The organism is Jiulongibacter sp. NS-SX5, from assembly GCF_052828545.1.
Genome location: NZ_CM128248.1, coordinates 2,890,059 through 2,910,832 on the forward strand (window position 1 = coordinate 2,890,059; position 20,774 = coordinate 2,910,832).

The 20,774-nt window shown below is 39.4% G+C and carries 17 protein-coding genes; all 17 read left to right on the top strand.

Translation table 11 applies throughout. The annotated features are described in order from the left end of the window. Positions 1–102: 102 nt before the first annotated feature. The 17 genes from ACUXV0_RS12860 to pseI all read left to right on the top strand — a co-directional run bounded on the left by ACUXV0_RS12860 (position 103) and on the right by pseI (position 20,773). Entirely contained in the window at positions 103–2,760 is a 2,658-nt protein-coding gene (locus ACUXV0_RS12860; protein ID WP_446189967.1) for a PKD domain-containing protein, read from the top strand. An 80-nt stretch (positions 2,761–2,840) separates the two neighbouring features. Next, entirely contained in the window at positions 2,841–3,869 is a 1,029-nt protein-coding gene (gene ruvB / locus ACUXV0_RS12865) for a Holliday junction branch migration DNA helicase RuvB (protein ID WP_446189968.1), read from the top strand. Between the two features lie 21 nt (positions 3,870–3,890). Beyond that, entirely contained in the window at positions 3,891–5,729 is a 1,839-nt protein-coding gene (locus ACUXV0_RS12870; protein ID WP_446189969.1) for a glycogen synthase, read from the top strand. Between the two features lie 127 nt (positions 5,730–5,856). Further along, the gene (plsY, locus tag ACUXV0_RS12875; RefSeq protein ID WP_446189970.1) at positions 5,857–6,453 is read left to right on the top strand and encodes a glycerol-3-phosphate 1-O-acyltransferase PlsY; all 597 of its coding nucleotides are present in this window, start codon (positions 5,857–5,859) and stop codon (positions 6,451–6,453) included. Further along, positions 6,450–7,241 carry a 3'(2'),5'-bisphosphate nucleotidase CysQ gene (gene cysQ / locus ACUXV0_RS12880; RefSeq protein WP_446189971.1) on the top strand — a complete coding sequence of 264 codons (792 nt, stop codon included), beginning with the start codon at positions 6,450–6,452 and terminating at the stop codon, positions 7,239–7,241. The genes plsY and cysQ overlap by 4 nt, the downstream gene beginning before the upstream one ends. Positions 7,242–7,587: 346 nt before the next feature. Beyond that, entirely contained in the window at positions 7,588–8,967 is a 1,380-nt protein-coding gene (locus ACUXV0_RS12885) for a dipeptidase (protein ID WP_446189972.1), read from the top strand. Between the two features lie 8 nt (positions 8,968–8,975). Continuing rightward, on the top strand, positions 8,976–9,794 hold the full coding sequence (murQ, locus tag ACUXV0_RS12890; protein ID WP_446189973.1) for an N-acetylmuramic acid 6-phosphate etherase: 819 nt from the start codon (positions 8,976–8,978) through the stop codon (positions 9,792–9,794). 227 nt (positions 9,795–10,021) lie between these two features. Continuing rightward, complete coding sequence (locus tag ACUXV0_RS12895) at positions 10,022–10,780, top strand: VWA domain-containing protein (RefSeq protein WP_446189974.1); 759 nt, start codon at positions 10,022–10,024, stop codon at positions 10,778–10,780. A 1-nt stretch (position 10,781) separates the two neighbouring features. Next, positions 10,782–12,047: a nucleotide sugar dehydrogenase gene (locus tag ACUXV0_RS12900; RefSeq protein WP_446189975.1), complete on the top strand. Its 1,266-nt coding sequence runs from the start codon at positions 10,782–10,784 to the stop codon at positions 12,045–12,047. A gap of 95 nt (positions 12,048–12,142) precedes the next feature. After that, on the top strand, positions 12,143–14,422 hold the full coding sequence (locus tag ACUXV0_RS12905) for an SLBB domain-containing protein (RefSeq protein ID WP_446189976.1): 2,280 nt from the start codon (positions 12,143–12,145) through the stop codon (positions 14,420–14,422). Continuing rightward, a complete protein-coding gene (locus ACUXV0_RS12910; protein ID WP_446189977.1) occupies positions 14,422–15,456 on the top strand; it encodes a Wzz/FepE/Etk N-terminal domain-containing protein in 1,035 nt (344 codons plus the stop codon). Before ACUXV0_RS12905 ends, ACUXV0_RS12910 begins: the two co-directional genes overlap by 1 nt. Then, the gene (gene pseB / locus ACUXV0_RS12915) at positions 15,456–16,469 is read left to right on the top strand and encodes a UDP-N-acetylglucosamine 4,6-dehydratase (inverting) (RefSeq protein ID WP_446189978.1); all 1,014 of its coding nucleotides are present in this window, start codon (positions 15,456–15,458) and stop codon (positions 16,467–16,469) included. Before ACUXV0_RS12910 ends, pseB begins: the two co-directional genes overlap by 1 nt. After that, positions 16,466–17,614, top strand: coding sequence for a UDP-4-amino-4,6-dideoxy-N-acetyl-beta-L-altrosamine transaminase (gene pseC / locus ACUXV0_RS12920; RefSeq protein ID WP_446189979.1), 1,149 nt, complete (start codon positions 16,466–16,468; stop codon positions 17,612–17,614). Before pseB ends, pseC begins: the two co-directional genes overlap by 4 nt. After that, positions 17,607–18,296, top strand: a complete 690-nt coding sequence (pseF, locus tag ACUXV0_RS12925) for a pseudaminic acid cytidylyltransferase (protein ID WP_446189980.1) — start codon at positions 17,607–17,609, stop codon at positions 18,294–18,296. Before pseC ends, pseF begins: the two co-directional genes overlap by 8 nt. Further along, positions 18,283–18,858 carry a GNAT family N-acetyltransferase gene (locus ACUXV0_RS12930; RefSeq protein ID WP_446189981.1) on the top strand — a complete coding sequence of 192 codons (576 nt, stop codon included), beginning with the start codon at positions 18,283–18,285 and terminating at the stop codon, positions 18,856–18,858. Before pseF ends, ACUXV0_RS12930 begins: the two co-directional genes overlap by 14 nt. Continuing rightward, positions 18,855–19,742, top strand: coding sequence for a methionyl-tRNA formyltransferase (locus ACUXV0_RS12935; protein WP_446189982.1), 888 nt, complete (start codon positions 18,855–18,857; stop codon positions 19,740–19,742). Before ACUXV0_RS12930 ends, ACUXV0_RS12935 begins: the two co-directional genes overlap by 4 nt. Continuing rightward, positions 19,742–20,773 (top strand): pseudaminic acid synthase, encoded by a 1,032-nt coding sequence (gene pseI / locus ACUXV0_RS12940; RefSeq protein WP_446189983.1) that lies wholly within the window; start codon positions 19,742–19,744, stop codon positions 20,771–20,773. The genes ACUXV0_RS12935 and pseI overlap by 1 nt, the downstream gene beginning before the upstream one ends. Position 20,774 lies beyond the last annotated feature (1 nt).

Below are 20,774 nucleotides of genomic sequence, written 5' to 3' on the forward strand. Positions count from 1 at the left end.
ATTTTAACAAAAATATCGTTTTGCTTTAACACATTTATTTCATTTCAAACGTAATTGAATTCAACCGATGGATCGGTTTTTGCATTCACTTTTTACTTGAAAATGGCCAAAACCCTATCAAAATATGTTTTGCTAGGCCTGCTATGGATAATCTCTGGAGTAGGATTAAAAGGTTATGCCCAGTTTTATTCAGGTAAAGCTTGTGTATTAGACTTTGAGGTTGACCCTAATACAGGGGAAATTACTGGGTGTCCCGTTCCCACTTATTTTTTCGATACTGATTCTTCTACAACAATCTCTCAATGGAATTTTGGCGATTTAAGTCCGGTGGTGGGAGGAAGAAATGCTTCTCATGTTTATCAATCACCTGGACTTTACTCCGTTTCTCTAACTAAATTTAGCCCTAGTGGTGTAACTACTGTTACAAAACAAATCGAAGTTGGTTCAATGCCGCAAAAGCCTCTTTTCAATGGTAAGCCAACTGCTGATACTACGGTTTGTGCCGGAGGGTCATTGACCCTGAACCCATATGCACCATTAGAAAACCCGACATTGAACTCCTATGATTACCTCTGGTATCCTGGTGGAGACACGACAAAAACGATAGACGTTGATAGTTCTGGGTGTTATATGGTAGAGGTGTTTGATAAGAATACGGGTTGTTCAAGAACAGCGAGAATCAACGTTACATTCTGTTATCAGGAAACTTCAGGAGGAGGCGGAAATGAATCATGGTATTTTGGAAATGGGGCGACTTTAGAATTTGAATTCGAAGCCACATTGGCGGAGAGAGACTCGCTGGCAGAGACGGGTTCTATTTTTGGAGAAGCGGAACAAGATACCATCACATATACTCCGGTTTCGGGAGGATCTAATCCACTAAATAGCGAAACTGCTACTGCTATGGTCTATGGCCCTTCCGGAGGTCTTGCATTCTATACCGATGGAGTTAATGTGTTCAATGGGGAAGATGTAGCCATTCTGGATTCTAACGGAGTAGGAACGCTAGCAGGGAACAATACAGCCTCACAAGGGGTAGCCATCATTCCAAAAAATAACTGTAATGAATGCCCACATCATCAATATTATGTATTTACAAAAGATCTCAATACTGGATTACTAAGTTATTCAGTAATTGACCTAAGATATAATGATGGTGAAGGGATGATAGTGGAACGTAATGTGCCCGTAGCCTATGATGTTTCAGACAAGTTAGCCGTTAGATCTGTAGACGATGGCCTCGGGTTTGAGATAGTGACACATGCAGAAAGAGGAAATCAATTTGGGATATATAGAGTAGACTCCTCAGGCCTGAGCCTAACACCAAGTAGTGTCGGTTTTCCTTTAGATGAAAATTCATATTCTGATGGATACATGGTTTTCAGTGCTGATCAGCAAATGATAGCCCATTCAGTTATCATTGGCGGACAAAACTTTATTGAGATTTTCACAATTGATGAATCTACCGGGCAGGTTATACTGGCCTCTCAGATAAATCTTGGTATTGCAGCACCTCCAACAGTTTATGGTTTATCATTTAATGAAGATGGTCGCTTTCTTTACGCCACTTTAAATGATCCTGCTGGGATTGAAGAGTCTTCATTGATCCAGATACCGATTTTCCTTCTGGACCCTACTTTGATAACCAATGAGATTTCAGTGATCTACAGCTCCAGCACCGAACAATTTGGAGCTCTACAATTAGGCCCGTATGATCCAAATGGTCCTTCGGGAAAACAGATTTATATGGCTGTATTGGGCTCAGATAAAATAGCATACATTCAAGAGCCTGACTTTCAGGGAAATGCTGCAGCCGTTGGTTTTATTGAGCCTGATGATGGTGTAGAACTTAACGGCATTAGTGGTTTGGGTTTGCCAACAATAACTTATGCAGCTCAGGAACAAGGAGGCAGCGGTGTATCTGCTACCTATTTTGGAAACTGTTTCAGGTCTACTACCAACCTTGAGACACAAGGCATTTGTGATCCGCTTAGAAATGAAGTAGAGTGGGAGTTTGAAGATGGTACCACACTAAAAGGAACCAATGTTAACTATACCTTCCCTAAAGTGGGTTGGAACAAATTTAAGGCAACAATTACGGTTTATAATACCTCTCCGATTAAGGGATTTGTAAACAATCAAATTCTTAATCAAATCATAAATTTGACGGAGTCGGAATGTACCCAACTGGTATTGGAGGATTCAGTCTACATAAAGCCGGCACCGGAAATATTCATAGGGGATTCATTATACGTTTGCCTGAGAAGCACCCCGGTAGATCCTGTAATCGTTGACCCTGATGTCACAGGTGGTGATACTTTTGAGTACTTATGGCAAACTTCAACCGGAAACCCGCTTTCGGTAGGAACAAGAGATACCCTTCAGGAGCTTAAAATTCCGGACAATTATATATTGGAAGTAACCAATAACTATGAATGTATTTCTGAAGAGGAGTTTGAGGTTTTGGAAGGTTGCTTGCCAGAAGTAGAGTTTCCAACGGCTTTTAGTCCTAATGGTGACGCCAGCAATCAGAACTTTGCCTTCTACTATAAATTTACGGACAACCCTAACCTTAAAATTTACACCAGGTGGGGTGAGTTGATCTATGAAACGAATGATTTAGATGTCCTTTGGAACGGAACGCTGAAAGGCATACCTGTGCCCACAGGTGTCTATCCTTATGTTCTTACGTATGATGCTACAGACTTTCCGGACTGGGGAAGGCAAAAGGTGGTGGGCTCAGTTTGGGTACTCCGATAATAGAATTAAATAAGGGTCTATACTAGGTGCTCTACAAGCAATTTGTATTTTTGAGCATTATACTCGATACCTGACCTCACATGAGAGAAGATTATTTGAATGCAGACTCCGAAAACTTAAGCCCCATAGAAAAAGATATTGAAAGGGCACTGAGGCCTACGTCTTTTGATGATTTTACAGGTCAGGCAAAGGTATTGGAAAATCTCAAAATCTTTGTGCAGGCAGCTAAGCAACGGGAAGAAGCTCTGGATCATGTCCTTTTACATGGCCCCCCGGGTTTAGGAAAAACCACATTATCCTACATCATAGCTAATGAGTTAAATTCGGGCATAAAAATTACTTCGGGACCCGTCATGGATAAGCCAAGTGACTTGGCTGGCTTGTTGACAAATCTTGAAGAAAATGATGTCTTATTCATCGATGAAATTCATCGTCTAAACCCTATTGTAGAAGAATATCTTTATTCTGCGATGGAGGATTATAAGATTGACATTATGCTTGACAGTGGCCCCAATGCCAGAAGCGTACAGATCTCATTGAATCCTTTCACATTGGTGGGTGCTACCACCAGAGCCGGGCTTTTAACGGCTCCTTTACGTGCCAGGTTTGGAATAAACGCACGCTTGGAGTATTATGATGCCGAATTATTGAGTACAATTGTTGAGAGATCATCTTACATTTTAAAGACCCCTATTACTCAGGAAGGAGCCTATGAGATTGCAAGAAGAAGTAGAGGAACACCCAGAATTGCCAATAATCTCTTACGGAGAACCCGCGATTTTGCACAGGTGAAAGGTGGCGGAAAAGTGACCCTAGATATCGCAAAGATGGCTCTGGAAGCTTTAGATGTGGACGAACATGGTCTTGATGAAATGGATAATCGTATTTTATTCACGATAATTGATAAATTTAAGGGAGGACCTGTAGGTATAAGTACTATTGCTACAGCTTGCGGAGATGAGGCGGAAACTATTGAAGAAGTTTATGAGCCATTTCTGATTCAGGAGGGCTTCTTAAAGAGAACAAGCCGAGGTAGAGAGGCCACAGAGAAGGCCTACAAACACTTGAATATTGTTCCCAAACACCGAACCGGAGACCTATTTGACTAAGTTCCTGAAAACATTGACTACATGAAATCATCTAACGAAACGATTAAGATTGAGCCACGAGCTCAAAATCGGGAAATACTTTTTGAATTGGCCTGGGAGGTCTGTAATCAGGTAGGTGGTATCTACACCGTGATTAGGTCAAAAGTACCTGCGATGGTAGAGAAATGGGGAGATGATTTCTGTTTAATCGGGCCTTATTTCACACAAACAGCTGGTATCGAATTCGATGAGATAGAAGATGATTCGGAGTTTTGTAAGGTAGCACATCAACTAAAAAAAGAGGGTCTAGACGTACATTATGGTCGCTGGTTAGTCACAGGCAGACCAAGAATCATTCTCCTCAATTTTGAGAAGGTACTCGCTAATGTGGATGCCCTGAAGTTTGATCTTTGGGAAAAGCATCAAATCAGTACCATTAATGCAGAACCTTTGGTCAATAATGTGATTGCATTCAGTCATATGATTGAAAAGTATTTGACAACTTTTGCGGATAACTACTCTAAAAAATTATCGATTACGGCTCATTTTCATGAATGGATGTCTGCCATTCCGCTAATTAATCTTAGAAAAGAGAATAAGCCCATTGCCACTGTATTTACCACTCATGCTACTATGCTTGGAAGGTATATCGCAGGTAATGTCGAAGATTTTTATGAACACTTGCCAGGCTATAACTGGAGAGATGAAGCAAAAAATTACGGGATTGAAGCTCAGGCCGGAATAGAGTATCACGCTGCTCAAGCTTGCCACGTATTGACAACGGTTAGTGATGTTACAGCGAAGGAGTGTGAAGTATTTTTTGAAAGAGAGTGCGATTTAATTTTGCCGAATGGCTTAAATATTACGCGTTTCGCCGCAACTCATGAGTTCCAAAACTTGCATGTGAAGTATAAGGAGAAGATCAATCAGTTTGTGATGGGTCACTTCTTTCAAAGCTACAGCTGGGATCTGGATAATACCCTGTACTTCTTTACATCTGGAAGATATGAGTTTAAAAACAAAGGCTATGATTTAACCTTGGAAGCTCTAAAAAGGCTGAATTTTAAACTGGTTAAAAATAATGTAGACACCAACGTGGTTATGTTTATCATTACCAGGAACCCAATTAAGTCTATAAATCCGGAAGTTTTACAATCCAGAGCTGTAATGGAGGAGATTCGTCAAACCTGTGATGCTATTCACAAACAGTTGGGCGATGACCTTTTCTATGCTTCAGCATCCAATACAGATCATACGATGCCAAATCTAAATGAAATGGTAGATGAGTACTGGAGATTAAGGTTAAGGAGAACTATTCAATCATGGAAGGTGAATACCCTGCCCCATACAGTTACACACCTTCTGAAGGGACCAGACGATATTACTCGCTTTTTTGATGACTCAAACCTTAAGAATCACGAGAAAGATCGTGTGAAGTTTGTGTATCACCCCGATTTCATATCTCCTACAAATCCTCTTTTTGGATTAGAGTATGGTCAGTTCGTTAGAGGGTGCCATTTGGGAATTTTCCCGAGTTACTATGAGCCTTGGGGTTATACACCTTTGGAGTGTGTTATTCGTGGAATACCTACCGTAACTTCAGATCTTTCTGGTTTCGGTGACTTTATGGAGCAAATCATGGAGGACTATGAAAGTGTAGGGGTATATGTGGTGAATCGTAAAAAGAAGAGTTTTGATGAGGCCGCAGAGCAATTAGCCGATTTACTATATCAGTTTGTGACGATGAATCGTCGCGACCGAATCATGCAACGTAATAGAACGGAAAACTTCTCGGATATTTTCGATTGGGTAAACCTAAGATCATACTACGATACTGCTCATGATATGGCCATGAAGAAAAGAGGCGTGAAATTGAAATAGGAATATTTTTGTCGACAGAATAATCGTTATAATCAGCTGAAAATGTGGATGATCTGATTTTGTGATCAAAAGCATTTCTCAAAATCATACAATTGTTTACTTTTGCGGCCTGAATCAAAAGAACTGTATGATCGAATTCCTTCCTTTTCTAATCCTGGCCTACCTACTGGGATCGACTCCGACAGCCGTGCTTTACGGTCGGTTCGTTCACGGGGTAGACATAAGAGATCATGGATCAGGAAATGCAGGAGCTACAAACTCTCTAAGGGTTCTGGGTAAAAGGGCAGGATTGGCAGTTCTAATCATTGATGTTATCAAGGGTGTATTGGCCGTTCAGATTCCCCGAATGTTTTTTAGCAATGAACCAGAGACCCTAATCATTTTCGGTTTTGCAGCGGTAATTGGCCATTTATTGCCAATATTTGCCGGTTTTAGAGGTGGTAAAGGAATTGCAACCTCATTTGGAGTGATCCTGGCATTACAACCTTTGGCGGCCCTAATTTGTTTGGCGGTTTTTGCTTTGGTAGTTTATCTGTCGAAGTACGTTTCTTTAGCCTCTTTGACAGCATCCTTCTCCTTTTTGATTTACAGCTTAATTGCTATGCCAGAGTTAAGGTTTTTTCAATTGATGTGTTTGATTCTATTCTTGCTTTTGGTGTACACACATAGACAAAATATTAAACGCCTTTTAAACGGTGTTGAAAATAAATATCCTCCTAAATGACAAAAAACTACACTACTGAAGACATCCTTGCAATACTAGAAAAAGCCTCCCAGGCTATCATGGATGTCTACCATTCTTTTGATCCTGAGAATGATATTGAAATTAAGGGTGATAATTCGCCTCTCACCAGAGCGGATAAAAAAAGCCATGAGTGTATTGTTAGTGTTTTGGAGAAATTGACTCCCGAAATTGTGATTCTATCTGAAGAGAATACAGAAGATATTGAAGGTAGACTTGAAAAAAATCTGTTATGGTGTATTGACCCTCTGGATGGGACAAAGGAATTCATCAAAAAGAAGACAGATTTCTGTATAAATATTGCATTACTTCAAAATGGAATTCCTATTGAAGGATACGTAGCAGTACCGGCCAAAGAAGAGATTTATTGGGCGGTAAAAGGAAAGGGGGCTTTTAAGCAATTAAAAAATGGGGATAAAATTGCTATTAAAACCCGTTCATTTGAAAAGTCGTCATCAGGATTGAAAATTGCCGCCTCGGCTTCTCATTTGAATGAAGATACAAGCAACTTTATAAATGCCTTCGATTCTCCTGAATTGTGCTCAATGGGTAGTGCTTTAAAGTTTTTGAAAATTGCCGAAGGAGAAATTGACATTTACCCTAGAATAGCTCCTACAATGGAGTGGGATACAGCAGCACCTCAAATGATACTGGAAGAAGCTGGTGGTAAGGTTTTACATTATGAAACTCTTAAACCACTTGCCTACAATAAGGAAGATCTTCTAAATCCTTATTTCGTAGCTTTTGGTAATGGAGAATTAAATTGGTAAGCCAGCCGTAGCACAGCGAATTTCATAAGACGAAGCTCATGCCACGATAGTTTCTAACTATTTAAAGGCTTGATTGCAATGTAACGGTGGGATTTTAACTTTCGGGGAAAAGCGGTATTTGCCAGAAATGAAGTGAGTCATTGACAAGCACTTTCCTATCATTAAGATATTTTTGTCTGGCTAAAATGAGTCAAAGACAACTAAAGTCAAGGCTCTGTACCTTTAGATTTTCTTACAGCTGAAGACTAAAAGCCTCTGATTAGGATAGGTCTTAATCCTCTGAGAGTTCAAAACTTCTTTTTTGCTCTCAAAAAGCCTTAGATTTGCTTTCAATAAACACTTATCGATGAACAATTACTTAGAAGAGAATAAACAGCGATTTTTAGATGAACTCATTGAGTTTCTGAAAATACCTTCCGTTAGTGCAGATCCCAAGTTTGATGCTGATATGCAGAATGCAGCAAAATGGGTAAGCACTAAGCTGTCTGAAGCTGGAATGAATACTGTTGAAATCTGTGAAACAGCAGGACAGCCGGTGGTATATGCAGAGAAGATTGTCGACAGTTCTTTCCCTACCATATTGGTTTATGGTCATTATGATGTTCAGCCTGCAGATCCATATGAATTATGGGATAGCCCTCCTTTTGAGCCTGTCGTAAAAAAGACCAAGATTCATCCTGACGGTGCTGTTTTTGCAAGAGGGGCTTGTGATGATAAAGGTCAGATTTACATGCATGTGAAGGCCATAGAAATGATGGTCAATTCAGGAGAATTACCATGCAATGTGAAGGTAATGTTTGAAGGAGAAGAGGAAGTAGGCTCTGAAAATCTTGAAACATTCATTTCAGCGAATAAAGAAAAACTAAAAGCCGATATTATTCTTATCTCCGATACCTCTATCATCGCGAATGATATTCCATCTGTAGAAACCGGTTTGCGTGGCTTGGCATATATGGAAGTAGAGGTAGTAGGACCAAACAGAGATCTTCATTCTGGAGTATATGGTGGTGCTGTAGCAAACCCAGCTAATGCTTTGTCACAAATGATTGCCTCTTTGCACGATGCTGAAGGAAAGGTTACTGTTAAAGGCTTTTATGATAAAGTAATTGAATTGGCTGCAGAGGAAAGAGATGCTCTTGAGGCGGCTCCTTTCAATGAAGAAGATTATAAAGATGATCTGGATGTCAATGCCGTTAGTGGAGAAAAAGGGTACACTACACGTGAAAGAGCTGCTATTAGACCTACTCTTGATGTCAATGGAATATGGAGTGGTTATATCGGGGAGGGCTCTAAAACCGTTTTACCTTCAAAGGCAAATGCTAAAATCTCAATGAGACTCGTACCCGATCAGGATTGGAAAGAAATTTCTGACCTTTTTGAAGCTCACTTTAAGGCTATAGCCCCTCCAACCGTCAAGGTCAAGGTTTCTCGTCATCACGGAGGTCAGCCATATGTCACGCCAACCGATTCTGTTGGCTATCAAGCTGCCTTTAAGGCAATGGAAGAAGCTTTTGGCAAAACGCCTGTTCCTACCCGAGGTGGAGGCAGTATTCCTATCGTCGCACTTTTTGAAGAGGTTCTTGGTCTAAAGTCTATTCTATTTGGCTTTGGTTTAGACTCTGATGCCTTACACTCTCCGAATGAGCACTATGGCCTTTTCAATTACTACAAAGGAATCGAAGCCATACCTTTGTTTTACAAATACTTTGCAGAGCTTTCTAAATAAGAAATATAATGTCTGAGAATATATTAACGACAGAGTCTCCCTCAAATCATCAAGGGCTTGACCAGAAGTCTGTTTTGGAGATTTTAACGGGAATAAATGAAGAGGATAAGTCTGTTCCTCTTTCGGTAGAAAAGGTAATTCCTCAAATAGAAGCATTGGTAGAGGTCACAGTAGAAAAAATGAAAAGTGGTGGTCGTTTGTTTTACATCGGAGCTGGCACTTCTGGTCGATTAGGAATAGTAGATGCTTCTGAATGCCCGCCTACTTATGGTGTACCACATGGAATGGTAGTCGGGATTATGGCTGGTGGTGACTCAGCCATTAGAAAGGCGGTAGAATTTGCGGAAGATGATTTAGAACAAGCTTGGAAAGATTTAAGTGAACACAAAATCTCTAACAAAGATGTGTTAATTGGAATCGCTGCTAGTGGAAGAACTCCTTATGTGATTGGTGGACTTAAAAAGGCGAATGGTGAAGGCATAGTTACTGGTTGCATTGTTTGTAATCAAGGTTCAGAGGTTGCTCAAAATGCTAAGTTTCCTGTTGAGGTAGTTGTTGGTCCCGAATATGTGACGGGCAGTACAAGAATGAAGTCAGGAACTGCCCAGAAATTAGTGTTAAATATGGTCAGCACGGCCGTAATGATTAGACTGGGTAAGGTCAAAGGCAATAGAATGGTAGATATGCAGCTTTCCAACGAAAAGCTCGTAGATAGAGGTACTAAAATGGTAATGCAAGAGCTTACAGATTTGACTTATGATGAAGCCCAAAAATTACTCTTGGAAACAGGTAGTGTTCGTAGAGCTGTATTAAAAGGTCAAAAGTGATTTTACCTGAATGGCTGACATATCGATGGTTTTTGCCCGAAACGTTCCAAAGTTTCATTTGGGAAAAGCCATTTTTTCTTTTTGGTCTGCTACTATTACCCATTTTATTTCTTCTTAAAAACTTATTTTCATTTAGAAAGAAGGAGCAAATAAGATTAAGTCCAGCTAAGGCTACCAAGGGATCCAAAGTCGCCTATTTGAGGTTTTTACAGCCATTATTTTTCTTTTTGGCATTAGCTTTTGCAATAATAGCACTGGCCAGGCCGCAAGTCTTACATACGGTAGAAGAAGAGATTGCCAAAGGCATTGATATTGTTTTAGCCATTGACATTTCAGAATCTATGCTGACCGAAGATATTGGTACGAATAGATTAGAAGTGGCAAAGTCTGTTGCAAAAGAGTTCGTTAAAAAGAGGCAAAATGATAGAATTGGTTTAGTGGTTTTTGCGGGGCAATCGATAACCCTTTGCCCACTCACTACAGATCATGAAATACTGGAGGACTATTTGTCAAATATCAATTCTCAGGATATTTCTTCACAAGGTACTGCCATTGGAAACGCAGTGGCGACTTCTATCAATAGACTTCGTGACTCGCAAGGAAACAGTAAAGTGATTATTCTATTGAGCGATGGAGATAACACCGCTGGAAATATAGGTCCGGAAACTTCAATGGCACTGGCTAAATCTTTTGGGATTCGTATTTATTCAATTGCCTTGGGGTTGCAAAATGCACTTGAGTTTGACACGCAATCATTAAGTGCTTTGGCTGTTAATACAAAGGGAAGTTTTTTCAAAGTCAATTCAGAGGCGGCTCTATCAAATGTCTTTAATGAAATCGATAGTTTGGAACGTAAAAAGTTTGAGAATATAACCATGCGTGATGTCACGGATTACTATTACATTTACCTTAACTGGGCCATCATTTTCATTCTATTGAGCTTAATAGTGAAGGTAAGTCCAGTAGGGAATTTATTGGAGGACTAGGATGAAAGAAACTCAATTCGAAATCTGTGTAATAGGTCTTGGTTATGTTGGCCTCCCTTTGGCTATGGCATTTGGCCAGAAATACAAGACTTATGGTGTAGATATCAATAACAAAAGAATTGAGCAACTTAAAGATGGTCATGATAAAAATTCACAAGTTTCTATTGAAGAATTGAAGTCAATAAACTCTCTACAGTTTGAAACAGTAATTCCTCAAAAGAACTCTGTAAAAAGGTATTACATCATCACGGTCCCTACCACAATTGATGAGAATAAGAAACCTGATTTATCCTATCTGAAAAGTGCATCTGAATCTGTGGGGGAGCATTTGAAAGTTGGAGACATCGTTATTTATGAAAGTACGGTCTATCCTGGTTGTACAGAAGAATACTGTATTCCAATACTTGAGAAAGTTTCAAACCTGAAGTTTAATTCTGAGTTTTATGTTGGTTATTCTCCGGAGAGAATCAATCCTGGAGATAGTAAAAGAAAGCTTCGAAACATTATCAAAGTTACCTCAGGCTCAAACATCGTAATTGCAGATGAAATAGATCAACTGTATCGATCAATAATTGAGGCGGGTACTTTTAAGGCAAAGTCAATTAAAGTTGCTGAGGCCGCAAAATTGATTGAGAATTGTCAAAGAGATGTCAATATCTCCTTTATGAATGAGTTGGCTTTGATTTTTGATAGATTGAATATTTCAACTAGAGATGTTTTAGAGGCGGCAAAGACCAAATGGAATTTTCTTGATTTTACCCCAGGCTTGGTGGGAGGACACTGTATAAGCGTTGACCCTTATTATATGATTGCAAAGGCAGAGCAACATGGGTACTACCCAGATCTTATAGGAGCTGGCAGAAGGATTAATGATAACATGGGTGTTTTTGTAGCCAGTAAATGTGTCAAGCTAATGATTTCAAAAGGCTTAAACGTTAAAGGTGCCAAAGCCTTAATTCTAGGTATAACTTTTAAGGAAAATTGTTCCGATATCAGAAATACTAAAGTCATAGATATTTATAATGAACTTAATGAATATGGCCTTCAGGTGGATATCCACGATCCATTAGCGATTAAATCTGAAGTTAATAAGGAGTTAGGGGTTGAATTAACATCAAGCCTTCATATCTCAAAGTACAGCCTAATAATAATTGCCGTACCTCATAAGGTATATGACTTTGAATTAATGGATTTGTCAACTAATGTTAAAAGAGTGGTTTATGATGTTTACAGTCGTTTTTCTTCTTCAAGTGATGGGAATCTTTAAAGAATAGCGGTTCCGTTAAATAATAATTCTTTCAGGATATGTTGCATCAACATTCATTTTGTGTAATCTTGCGATCAAAATCGAAGAAATCCCCAATGAAGCTACGCAGGATACTTGCTTCCCTGTTATTATTTACCTCGTTGATTGTTTCGGCACAAAGCCCGGTTGATGTTAACAGTGTTACAGATGCCCAAGTAGAACAATTTTTAAAAGAAGCAGAAGAAAGAGGCCTTTCAGAGCAAGAAATTGAAGCTGCAGCCAGAATGAATGGGTATTCAGCTGAAGATATAGCAATTATTCGTGAACGTATTGAACGTTTAAAGTCTGGAGAAAACACTCTTAATAAAGAAACTGTAGGAGATGGCAAAAGAGAGCAGTTGGGTGAAGTAGCCGAACGTACTGATCTACAGGTCGATGATAAAACGGAGGTGGGAAAGAAAACCGAAATATATGGTCGCTCTATCTTCAGAAACAAGAATCTCACCTTTGAGCCCAATCTTCGTCTACCTACTCCTGTAAATTATACATTGGGCCCTGATGATGAATTGAAGATAGACATTACAGGGTATGCTTTTCAACATTACGATGCCAAAGTTTCCCCAGAGGGAACAATTCAGCTTGAAAGCCTTGCCCCTTTTCAAGTAAGTGGTCTAACCATAGAGCAGGTGAAAGCCAAAATTAAAGACCGGTTAAAACTCTTGTTTGGAGGCTTAAGAAATAATTCATTGAGCCTGAATGTTACCCTAGGTGATGTACGTAGTATACAAGTGAATATTCTAGGAGAAATTGAAAAGCCTGGTACCTACACCTTATCGGCTTTCTCCACTCCTTTAAATGCCCTTTATTTGAGTGGTGGACCCACTGTCAACGGCTCTTTCAGAACCATTAAAGTCCTACGCCAAAATCAATTGGTGCAAGAGGTTGATTTGTATCAGTTATTGAGCTCTGGTGAGTATACAAATTTGCTGTTAAAAGATGGAGACGTCATTTTTGTGCCGGTTGCTGAGCGTAAGGTAGAACTGGAAGGTGAGGTAAAACGAGCCATGATTTATGAGCTAAAAGCAGAGGAATCTTTAGCTGACGTTATTCAGTATGCCGGTAACTTTTCTGAGCAAGCCTACACCAAGAGTGTCAAAATCACCAGATATACTGGAAAGGAAAAGAAACTGGTAACTTTAGAAGAGAAACAGTATGCTGATTTCTTGTTAAAAAACGGAGATCATGTTTTCATCGGAGCGGTATTGGATCGTGTGGAGAATCAGGTGGAAGTGCTGGGTGCCGTTTTCAGGCCAGGTTTGTATGCCTTGGATGATCGCCTAAAAACCGTTGGTGATTTGATTAAAACAGCAGAAGGGCTGAAAGAAGATGCTTTTAAAACGAGAGCAATCTTAAGGCGTGAGAACCATAACCTGGATGCCGAAATCATCACCTTGAACTTAATGAACTCCGTTGATTGGGCAATTCCTTTACAAAGAGAAGACATTTTAATCATCAAATCATACAGTGAATTACGAGAAGTTCGTTCAGTTGAAATCAAAGGAGCAATTGTAGAGCCGGGCGAGTATGAGTTTCAGGAAAACATGAGTGTGAACGACCTCATTTTTATGGCTGGCGGATTCGCCGATGGAGCCGAGAAGGGAAATATTGAAATTGCCCGAAGAGTAAAAGAAGGAGACCTGTCTTCAAAAAACGTGGAGATTATTCCTTTCGATACCAGTGATGATTTGATCTCCAAGGAATTGACCCTTCGCCCATTTGACCAGGTTTATGTTCGTGAAATTGCCAATTACGAGATTCAGCAATCAGTTAAAATTACTGGTCAGATCAAATATCCAGGAGAATATGTGATTCAAAATCGTGGTGAAACCATTGCTGATTTGGTAGCAAGAGCTGGGGGGCTTTTGAAAGAGGCTTATGTTGAAGGAGCGAAGTTTTACAAAGAGGAAAAGCTTGTGGCTTTGGATTTGAAGAATGTACTGGGTACAAAGAATAAAATTGGCAATTTGGTTTTGCAGGAAGGGGATAGCCTTTTTATTCCCAAAAAGATGGATTATGTGTTTGTTAAAGGGCAGGTCTTAAACCCTACCATTGTGGCCTATGATCCTGCTTTTGATTTCAATGATTATATTGCTCAGGCTGGTGGTTATACAGACTCCGCCTACGTTAAAAAGGCCTACGTACGTTATGCCAATGGTTTAACAGATCGAACAAAGAGCTTTATGGGCATAAAGGATCGTCCTGATCCGGCGAGGGGAATGGAAATTATCGTACCTACGCGAAACAAATATCGCTGGACACCGGCTGAACGTATTGCGGTCAGTTCGGCTTTGGTATCAATTGCAACAATAATGGTTACCATTGTTAGATTACTCTAATGGAAAGAGAAGAAGATATTATAACGATAGACTTTAAAGCACTTTTGAAAGTCCTTTGGAATGAGAAGTGGTTGATATTTGGAATTACTTCTCTTTTCGTGATTGGAGGAGCTTGGTATGCCTTTACCGCTCCTGAGGAGTTTGTGTCGGAAGGGAAGATTCTGCCGGAGGTGAATGGGGGAGGAAGTTCCTCTTTAGGTGGTCTGGCCAATTTGGTTGGGATAGGCGGTTTTGAACTGGGCCTTAAAAACAATACTGATGCCATCCGACCGGATTTATATCCGGATGTAATCAAAAGTACCCCTTTCTTTTTAAATCTCTTTAAGCAGAAATTTCTGAACAAGCAGGGAGATAGTATACGTTTTGAGGTTTTTTATCATACTGAAATAGAGGAAGGCCAACCCGCCGACGAAAAGGATTTGGAGAGGTTTAAGGGATCGCCTCAAGGTGTACTTGTATTGAATCGATTAACCGAAAATCGGATTAAAGATTTGAAAGAACGCTTAAATGCTTCTATTGATAAGAAAAGCGGGGTGATCTCAATTTCTGCGAAAATGCCAGACCCTGTCATGGCTGCAGAAGTGGCTTCTTTTTCCATGGATTATTTAACCAATTACGTTACTGATTACAGGACTGAAAAGCTAAAGCAGGAGGTTGATTTTTTAGGACAGAAGGTGGCCGCTGCAAGAGGAGAGTTTTATAGAGACCAAAGCCGAAAGGCTACTTATGCAGATCAGTTCTCGGCACCCTCTATTCGCTTACAATCTGCTGATGTTCAGCGTGAACGTATTGAGTCAGAGTATAGACTATCATCAAATGTTTATAACGAGCTGTTAAAGAAATTTGAAGAGGCTAAATTGAAAGTTCAACAAGAGACCCCGATTTTTCAGGTTTTGGAACCTCCGGTTATATCAAATTTTAAAAGCGAGCCTAACAGATTAATGATATTAGTTTTGGTAATGATTTTAGCAACTTTATTTACAGTGGTGATAGCGTTGTTTCGAAATAAGAATTATAAAAAAGTTTTCGTTTAATGGATCTTAATGGTAAGTCTATTTTAATAACTGGAGGCACTGGTTCTCTTGGGAAGGCATTGGTGAGGAGAATTTTTAGTGAATCACCAAATGTCAAAAGATTAGTGATATTCTCTCGTGATGAACAAAAGCAGTTTCAAATGGCACAGGAATATTCTGTTTCAAAATATCCTTCCATTCGCTTTTTTATTGGAGACGTAAGAGACAAAGAACGTTTGATACGAGCAATGTCTGGGATTGACTATGTGATTCATGCCGCCGCAATGAAGCATGTTCCCATTGCTGAATATAATCCGGATGAATGCGTTAAGACGAATATAGGAGGTGCTCAGAATGTGATAGATGCATGTCTGCAAACCGGAGTACAGCGAGTGGTTGCTTTATCAACTGACAAAGCTTGTGCACCGATTAATTTATATGGAGCAACAAAGCTCGCTTCGGATAAATTATTTATTGCTGCAAATAATATTAAAGGTAGTAATCCTATACGCTTCTCTGTCGTAAGATATGGGAATGTAATGGGATCAAACGGATCTGTTATTCCCTTTTTTATGGATAAGCGTAAGGAGGGTGTTTTACCTATAACAGACCCCAATATGACTCGTTTTAACATCTCTTTAAAAGGTGGAGTTGAGATGGTGATGCATGCCTTAGAGCATGCCTGGGGAGGTGAATTATTTGTTCCCAAAATCCCATCATACCGGATTACGGATGTAGCTAAAGCTGTTGCCCCGAATTGCGAACAAAAGGTTGTTGGAATAAGGCCGGGCGAGAAGGTTCACGAAGAAATGATTACCTCTTCAGATTCCTTTAATACCTACGATCTTGGAAAGTATTTTGTCATTTTACCAACTATAACTACATGGAGTCTGGAGCAGTTTACTAAAGAGCATGCTGCGGTAAAAGTTCCTATTGGTTTTGCTTACAATTCGGGTACGAATTCTGATTGGGAGACGGAGGAATCATTAAGACGCTTGATAATTGAGCATCTAGACCCCGATTTTCAACCATGATGCCAATTCCATACGGTCGTCAACATATAGATCAGGAAGATATCAATGCAGTTATAAAGGCGTTGAGTTCTGATTATCTAACTCAGGGTCCTGCCGTGCAATCCTTTGAGGAGAACTTTGCAAAATATGTGGGGTCTAAATATGCAGTAGCTGTTTCAAATGGTACTGCGGCCCTTCACCTTTGTGCCCTCGCTCTCGGGGTAAAGCCTGGTGTTAATGTCATTACCACTCCAATAACTTTTGCTGCTAGTGCGAATTGCGTTCGATACTGTGGAGGAGATGTTTATTTCGCTGATATTGATCCTGAAACGCTTACTCTAGACCCGGTTAAGGTTGAAGAATTAATTCTTAGTAAGCCAGAGGGTTATTTTAGCGGTATTATTCCCGTTGATTTTGCAGGTTTTCCCGTCAATCTTGAAAAGTTCAAAGAACTGACAAACAGGTATAATTTGTGGATCATTGAAGACGCTTGTCATGCCCCGGGGGGATATTTTAGAGATTCAACGGACCTAAAAATAAAATGTGGAGGTGGTTCGTTTGCTAATCTTGCTATTTTCTCTTTTCATCCCGTTAAACATATTGCAGCAGGTGAAGGGGGAATGATAACGACCAATGATGAAAAAATCTATCGACAACTTTTGAAACTCAGAACTCATGGAATTACTAAAAATCCCAATGAGCTAAACGAGAATCATGGTGGCTGGTATTACGAAATGCAAGAGTTAGGGTATAACTACCGCATGCCCGATATTTTGTGTGCATTGGGAGAATCTCAGTTGAAAAAGGCAGATGAAGGCATTAAAAGGAGAAGGGAAATTGCAATAAAGTACGACGAAGCTTTAAAAGACCTGCCTATAACCTGTAGGTCAAATCGATCGGAATCAGGTCATGCTTACCACCTATATGTCATCGAAACTGATCAAAGGCTTGAGTTATATGAATTTCTTAAAACCAGTAATATCTATTGTCAAGTTCATTACATTCCTGTTCACTTACTACCTTATTATAAAGAAAATTATGGAGACCAAAGTTTCCCGAATTCGGAAACCTACTATTCTAGGTGTCTGAGCTTACCAATGTATCCTTCGTTGAGCGAGGAGGAACAGGACTATGTTATTATGAAATTAAAGGAATTCTATGGCTAATATAGCGATAATTCCCGCCCGAGGAGGCAGCAAACGAATACCAAGAAAAAATATAAAAAATTTTCTGGGGAAACCTATTATTTCATACTCAATTGAAACAGTTCTTGACTCGGGTTTGTTTGAACAGGTTATAGTATCAACAGACAGTGAGGAAATTGCTGAGATTTCTAGAAAATATGGTGCTGAAGTACCTTTTCTTAGGTCCGAAAGCAATTCAGATGATTATGCTACCACTGCGGATGTTCTATTAGAAGTTCTTGAAAACCTAAAAGATGAATTTGAATATTTCTGCTGCATCTACCCTACGGCTCCATTACTTCAGGTTAAAACATTGAAAGAAGCATTTCAAAAGATGGTTGATTTCAATTTTGATACGGTTTTTCCAGTTGTACCTTTTTCCTATCCTATTTGGAGGTCGATAATAACTCAACAAAATGGCCGGATAAAAATGAACTGGCCTGAAAACCTGAACAAGCGTTCACAGGATCTGCCTTCAGCATTTCATGATGCTGGACAATTCTATTGGGGCAGAACAGACCGGTTTCTTGAACAAAAAAAACTCTGGACAGATCATACCGGAGCAGTTATTTTAAATGAAATGGAAGTTCAGGATATAGATTCCACATCTGATTGGGTCATTGCTGAATTGAAATTTAAACTTCTGGCTAATGAGAACCTATAAGTGTCTTTCTTGCCAAGAGTTTACCCAGGGCAACATTAGGCTAGTCCCAATTCGTGATGAGGATAAGTATTTGATTATGCAATGGCGGAATGAGCAAATTTACCACTTGAGACAATCAAGAACACTTACCAAAGAAGACCAGGAAAACTATTTTAGAAAGGTGGTGTCAAAATTATTTTACAATAAAAGACCAGAACAGATACTATTTTCTTTTCTCCTAAATGATGAGTGTGTAGGATATGGTGGCTTAGTGCATATCAATTGGCACGACTTGAATGCTGAAGTATCGTTTTTGCTTAAAGCCTCTCTGAATTCGGTTTTTGAAACATTCAGTGATTTATTTAGCATTTACTTGGATTTAATTGAACAGGTGGCATTTAATGAACTTGATTTAGTTAAAATTCATACCACCTTTTATGACATTCCAGAAAGAGAATGGTACAATAGGGTTATAGTTAGAGAAGGTTATACCGAAGAGGCTCACCTACGTAAACATAAGAAGATCAGGATGAGCTTGGTCGATGTTTTTATTTTCTCCAAGTTAAAAGAATTTAAACAATGAAGTTAGGGGTATTAGTATCTGGTAACCTAGGTTTTGAGGTTTTGAAATTTATTTACCCCATACATCGAATAGTCTGTGTTTTTACTGATTCTAAATCAACAGGAATAGTTTCATGGACAAATAAGAGAAATATTCCTTGTTTTGTTGGAAATCCAAGAAATGGAAAGGCTAAACAATTTTTAGATTCGATAAATGCAGAATTTGCCAATGAAATTGAAGTTCTAGTCTCAGTGAATTATCTCTTTTTACTTGAAAAAGATATGATTGAAATACCTCATTTTGGAGCCATCAATGTTCATGGTTCTTTACTCCCGAAATATCGTGGAAGAACTCCACATATTTGGGCTATTATTAATGGCGAAACTGAGACCGGGATTTCCGTTCATTTGATCCAGGAAGAATGTGATACAGGCCCGATTCTAAATCAAGTTAAGGTACCCATTGGTCATAACGATACAGGGGCAGATATCCTAAATAAGTTTAATAAATTATACCCTGAATTAGTTTTGGATGCTTTAAAAAAGATAGAGAGTAAGACATATACTCTTGTAAATCAGGACGAAAATCTAGCTACATTTTTTGGCAAGAGGAGCCCCTCTGATGGTAGAATTATTTGGGATTGGCACAGAGAAAGGATTAGAAACTGGGTCAGAGCCCAAGCTGATCCTTATCCCGGTGCATTCACTTATTTGGATGGAAAGCCTGTAAAAATAAATAAGGTCGAGTTCTCCTCTTACGGTTATAGTTGGGAAATAAAAAATGGAACAATAGTACATTTAGAGAACTCATTTCCTATAGTGAAAACATCTAATGGGTGTCTGAAATTGGTCAATTTCAGCAAAGAACAGGAAATAGAAGTCAGTGTAGATAAACGTTTTGAGTAATGAAAATTTCAAATACAAATATAGGCCTAAAGTCTCGACCTTTCATAATAGCGGAAATGTCGGGTAATCATAATCAATCCATAGAAAAAGCTTTAAAAATAATTGAGGTGGCTGCATCTTGCGGAGCTGATGCAATTAAGTTGCAAACCTATACTGCCGATACTTTAACTATTAACCATCGGGGTGGTTTGTTTGATATTGAAGATACCACTTCATTATGGAAAGGGCGGAATTTATATGAGCTCTACGAAGAAGCACATACACCATGGGAGTGGCATCAAGCTCTTTTTAAATGTGCTGCGGACCACGGAATCATTTGTTTTTCAACTCCTTTCGATGATACCGCCGTTGATTTGTTGGAAGAATTGGGTGCTCCTGCACACAAGATTGCTTCCTTTGAAAATAATCATCACCCACTTTTGAAGAAAATTGCTAAAACTGGTAAACCAGTTATTATGTCAACCGGTGCAAGTACACTAGCCAATTTAGATGAATCAGTACAAGTCCTAAGAGAAAATGGCTGCAAAGATTTGGCTTTATTGAAATGCACCAGTAATTACCCTGCTAATCCTGAAAATTCTAACATTCGTACCATCCCTCATCTAAGAGAATTATTTGCTTGTGAGGTAGGGCTTTCAGACCATACTTTTGGGTCGGGTGTTCCTTGTGCAGCAGTGTCAATGGGTGCCACGTTGATTGAAAAACACTTCTGTTTAAGCAGAGCAGAAGGGGGTGTAGATTCGGCCTTTTCGCTGGAACCAGATGAATTGAAACTAATGGTCGTCGAAACAGAACGTGCTTGGCAGTCATTAGGAGAGATTCAGTATGGCGTACAGGAATCAGAACAGAAAAGTTTATTGTTCAAACGCTCTATTTATGTAGTAGAGGATATTGAGGAAGGGGAACCCTTTACGGAAAAGAATATAAGGATAATTCGGCCAGGTGATGGCATGGCTCCTAAATATTATGAGAGGATGTTAGGTTCAAGGGCCAACAAATTTTGGAGAAAGGGAACACCTTTAATTTTTTAGG

What these genes read in the sequence shown, in the direction of transcription:
- ACUXV0_RS12860 (WP_446189967.1), top strand. Translation starts at nt 103, where the DNA reads ATGGCCAAAACCCTATCAAAATATGTTTTGCTAGGCCTGCTATGGATA.
- ruvB (WP_446189968.1), top strand. Translation starts at nt 2,841, where the DNA reads ATGAGAGAAGATTATTTGAATGCAGACTCCGAAAACTTAAGCCCCATA.
- ACUXV0_RS12870 (WP_446189969.1), top strand. Translation starts at nt 3,891, where the DNA reads ATGAAATCATCTAACGAAACGATTAAGATTGAGCCACGAGCTCAAAAT.
- plsY (WP_446189970.1), top strand. Translation starts at nt 5,857, where the DNA reads ATGATCGAATTCCTTCCTTTTCTAATCCTGGCCTACCTACTGGGATCG.
- cysQ (WP_446189971.1), top strand. Translation starts at nt 6,450, where the DNA reads ATGACAAAAAACTACACTACTGAAGACATCCTTGCAATACTAGAAAAA.
- ACUXV0_RS12885 (WP_446189972.1), top strand. Translation starts at nt 7,588, where the DNA reads ATGAACAATTACTTAGAAGAGAATAAACAGCGATTTTTAGATGAACTC.
- murQ (WP_446189973.1), top strand. Translation starts at nt 8,976, where the DNA reads ATGTCTGAGAATATATTAACGACAGAGTCTCCCTCAAATCATCAAGGG.
- ACUXV0_RS12900 (WP_446189975.1), top strand. Translation starts at nt 10,782, where the DNA reads ATGAAAGAAACTCAATTCGAAATCTGTGTAATAGGTCTTGGTTATGTT.
- ACUXV0_RS12905 (WP_446189976.1), top strand. Translation starts at nt 12,143, where the DNA reads ATGAAGCTACGCAGGATACTTGCTTCCCTGTTATTATTTACCTCGTTG.
- ACUXV0_RS12910 (WP_446189977.1), top strand. Translation starts at nt 14,422, where the DNA reads ATGGAAAGAGAAGAAGATATTATAACGATAGACTTTAAAGCACTTTTG.
- pseB (WP_446189978.1), top strand. Translation starts at nt 15,456, where the DNA reads ATGGATCTTAATGGTAAGTCTATTTTAATAACTGGAGGCACTGGTTCT.
- pseC (WP_446189979.1), top strand. Translation starts at nt 16,466, where the DNA reads ATGATGCCAATTCCATACGGTCGTCAACATATAGATCAGGAAGATATC.
- pseF (WP_446189980.1), top strand. Translation starts at nt 17,607, where the DNA reads ATGGCTAATATAGCGATAATTCCCGCCCGAGGAGGCAGCAAACGAATA.
- ACUXV0_RS12930 (WP_446189981.1), top strand. Translation starts at nt 18,283, where the DNA reads ATGAGAACCTATAAGTGTCTTTCTTGCCAAGAGTTTACCCAGGGCAAC.
- ACUXV0_RS12935 (WP_446189982.1), top strand. Translation starts at nt 18,855, where the DNA reads ATGAAGTTAGGGGTATTAGTATCTGGTAACCTAGGTTTTGAGGTTTTG.
- pseI (WP_446189983.1), top strand. Translation starts at nt 19,742, where the DNA reads ATGAAAATTTCAAATACAAATATAGGCCTAAAGTCTCGACCTTTCATA.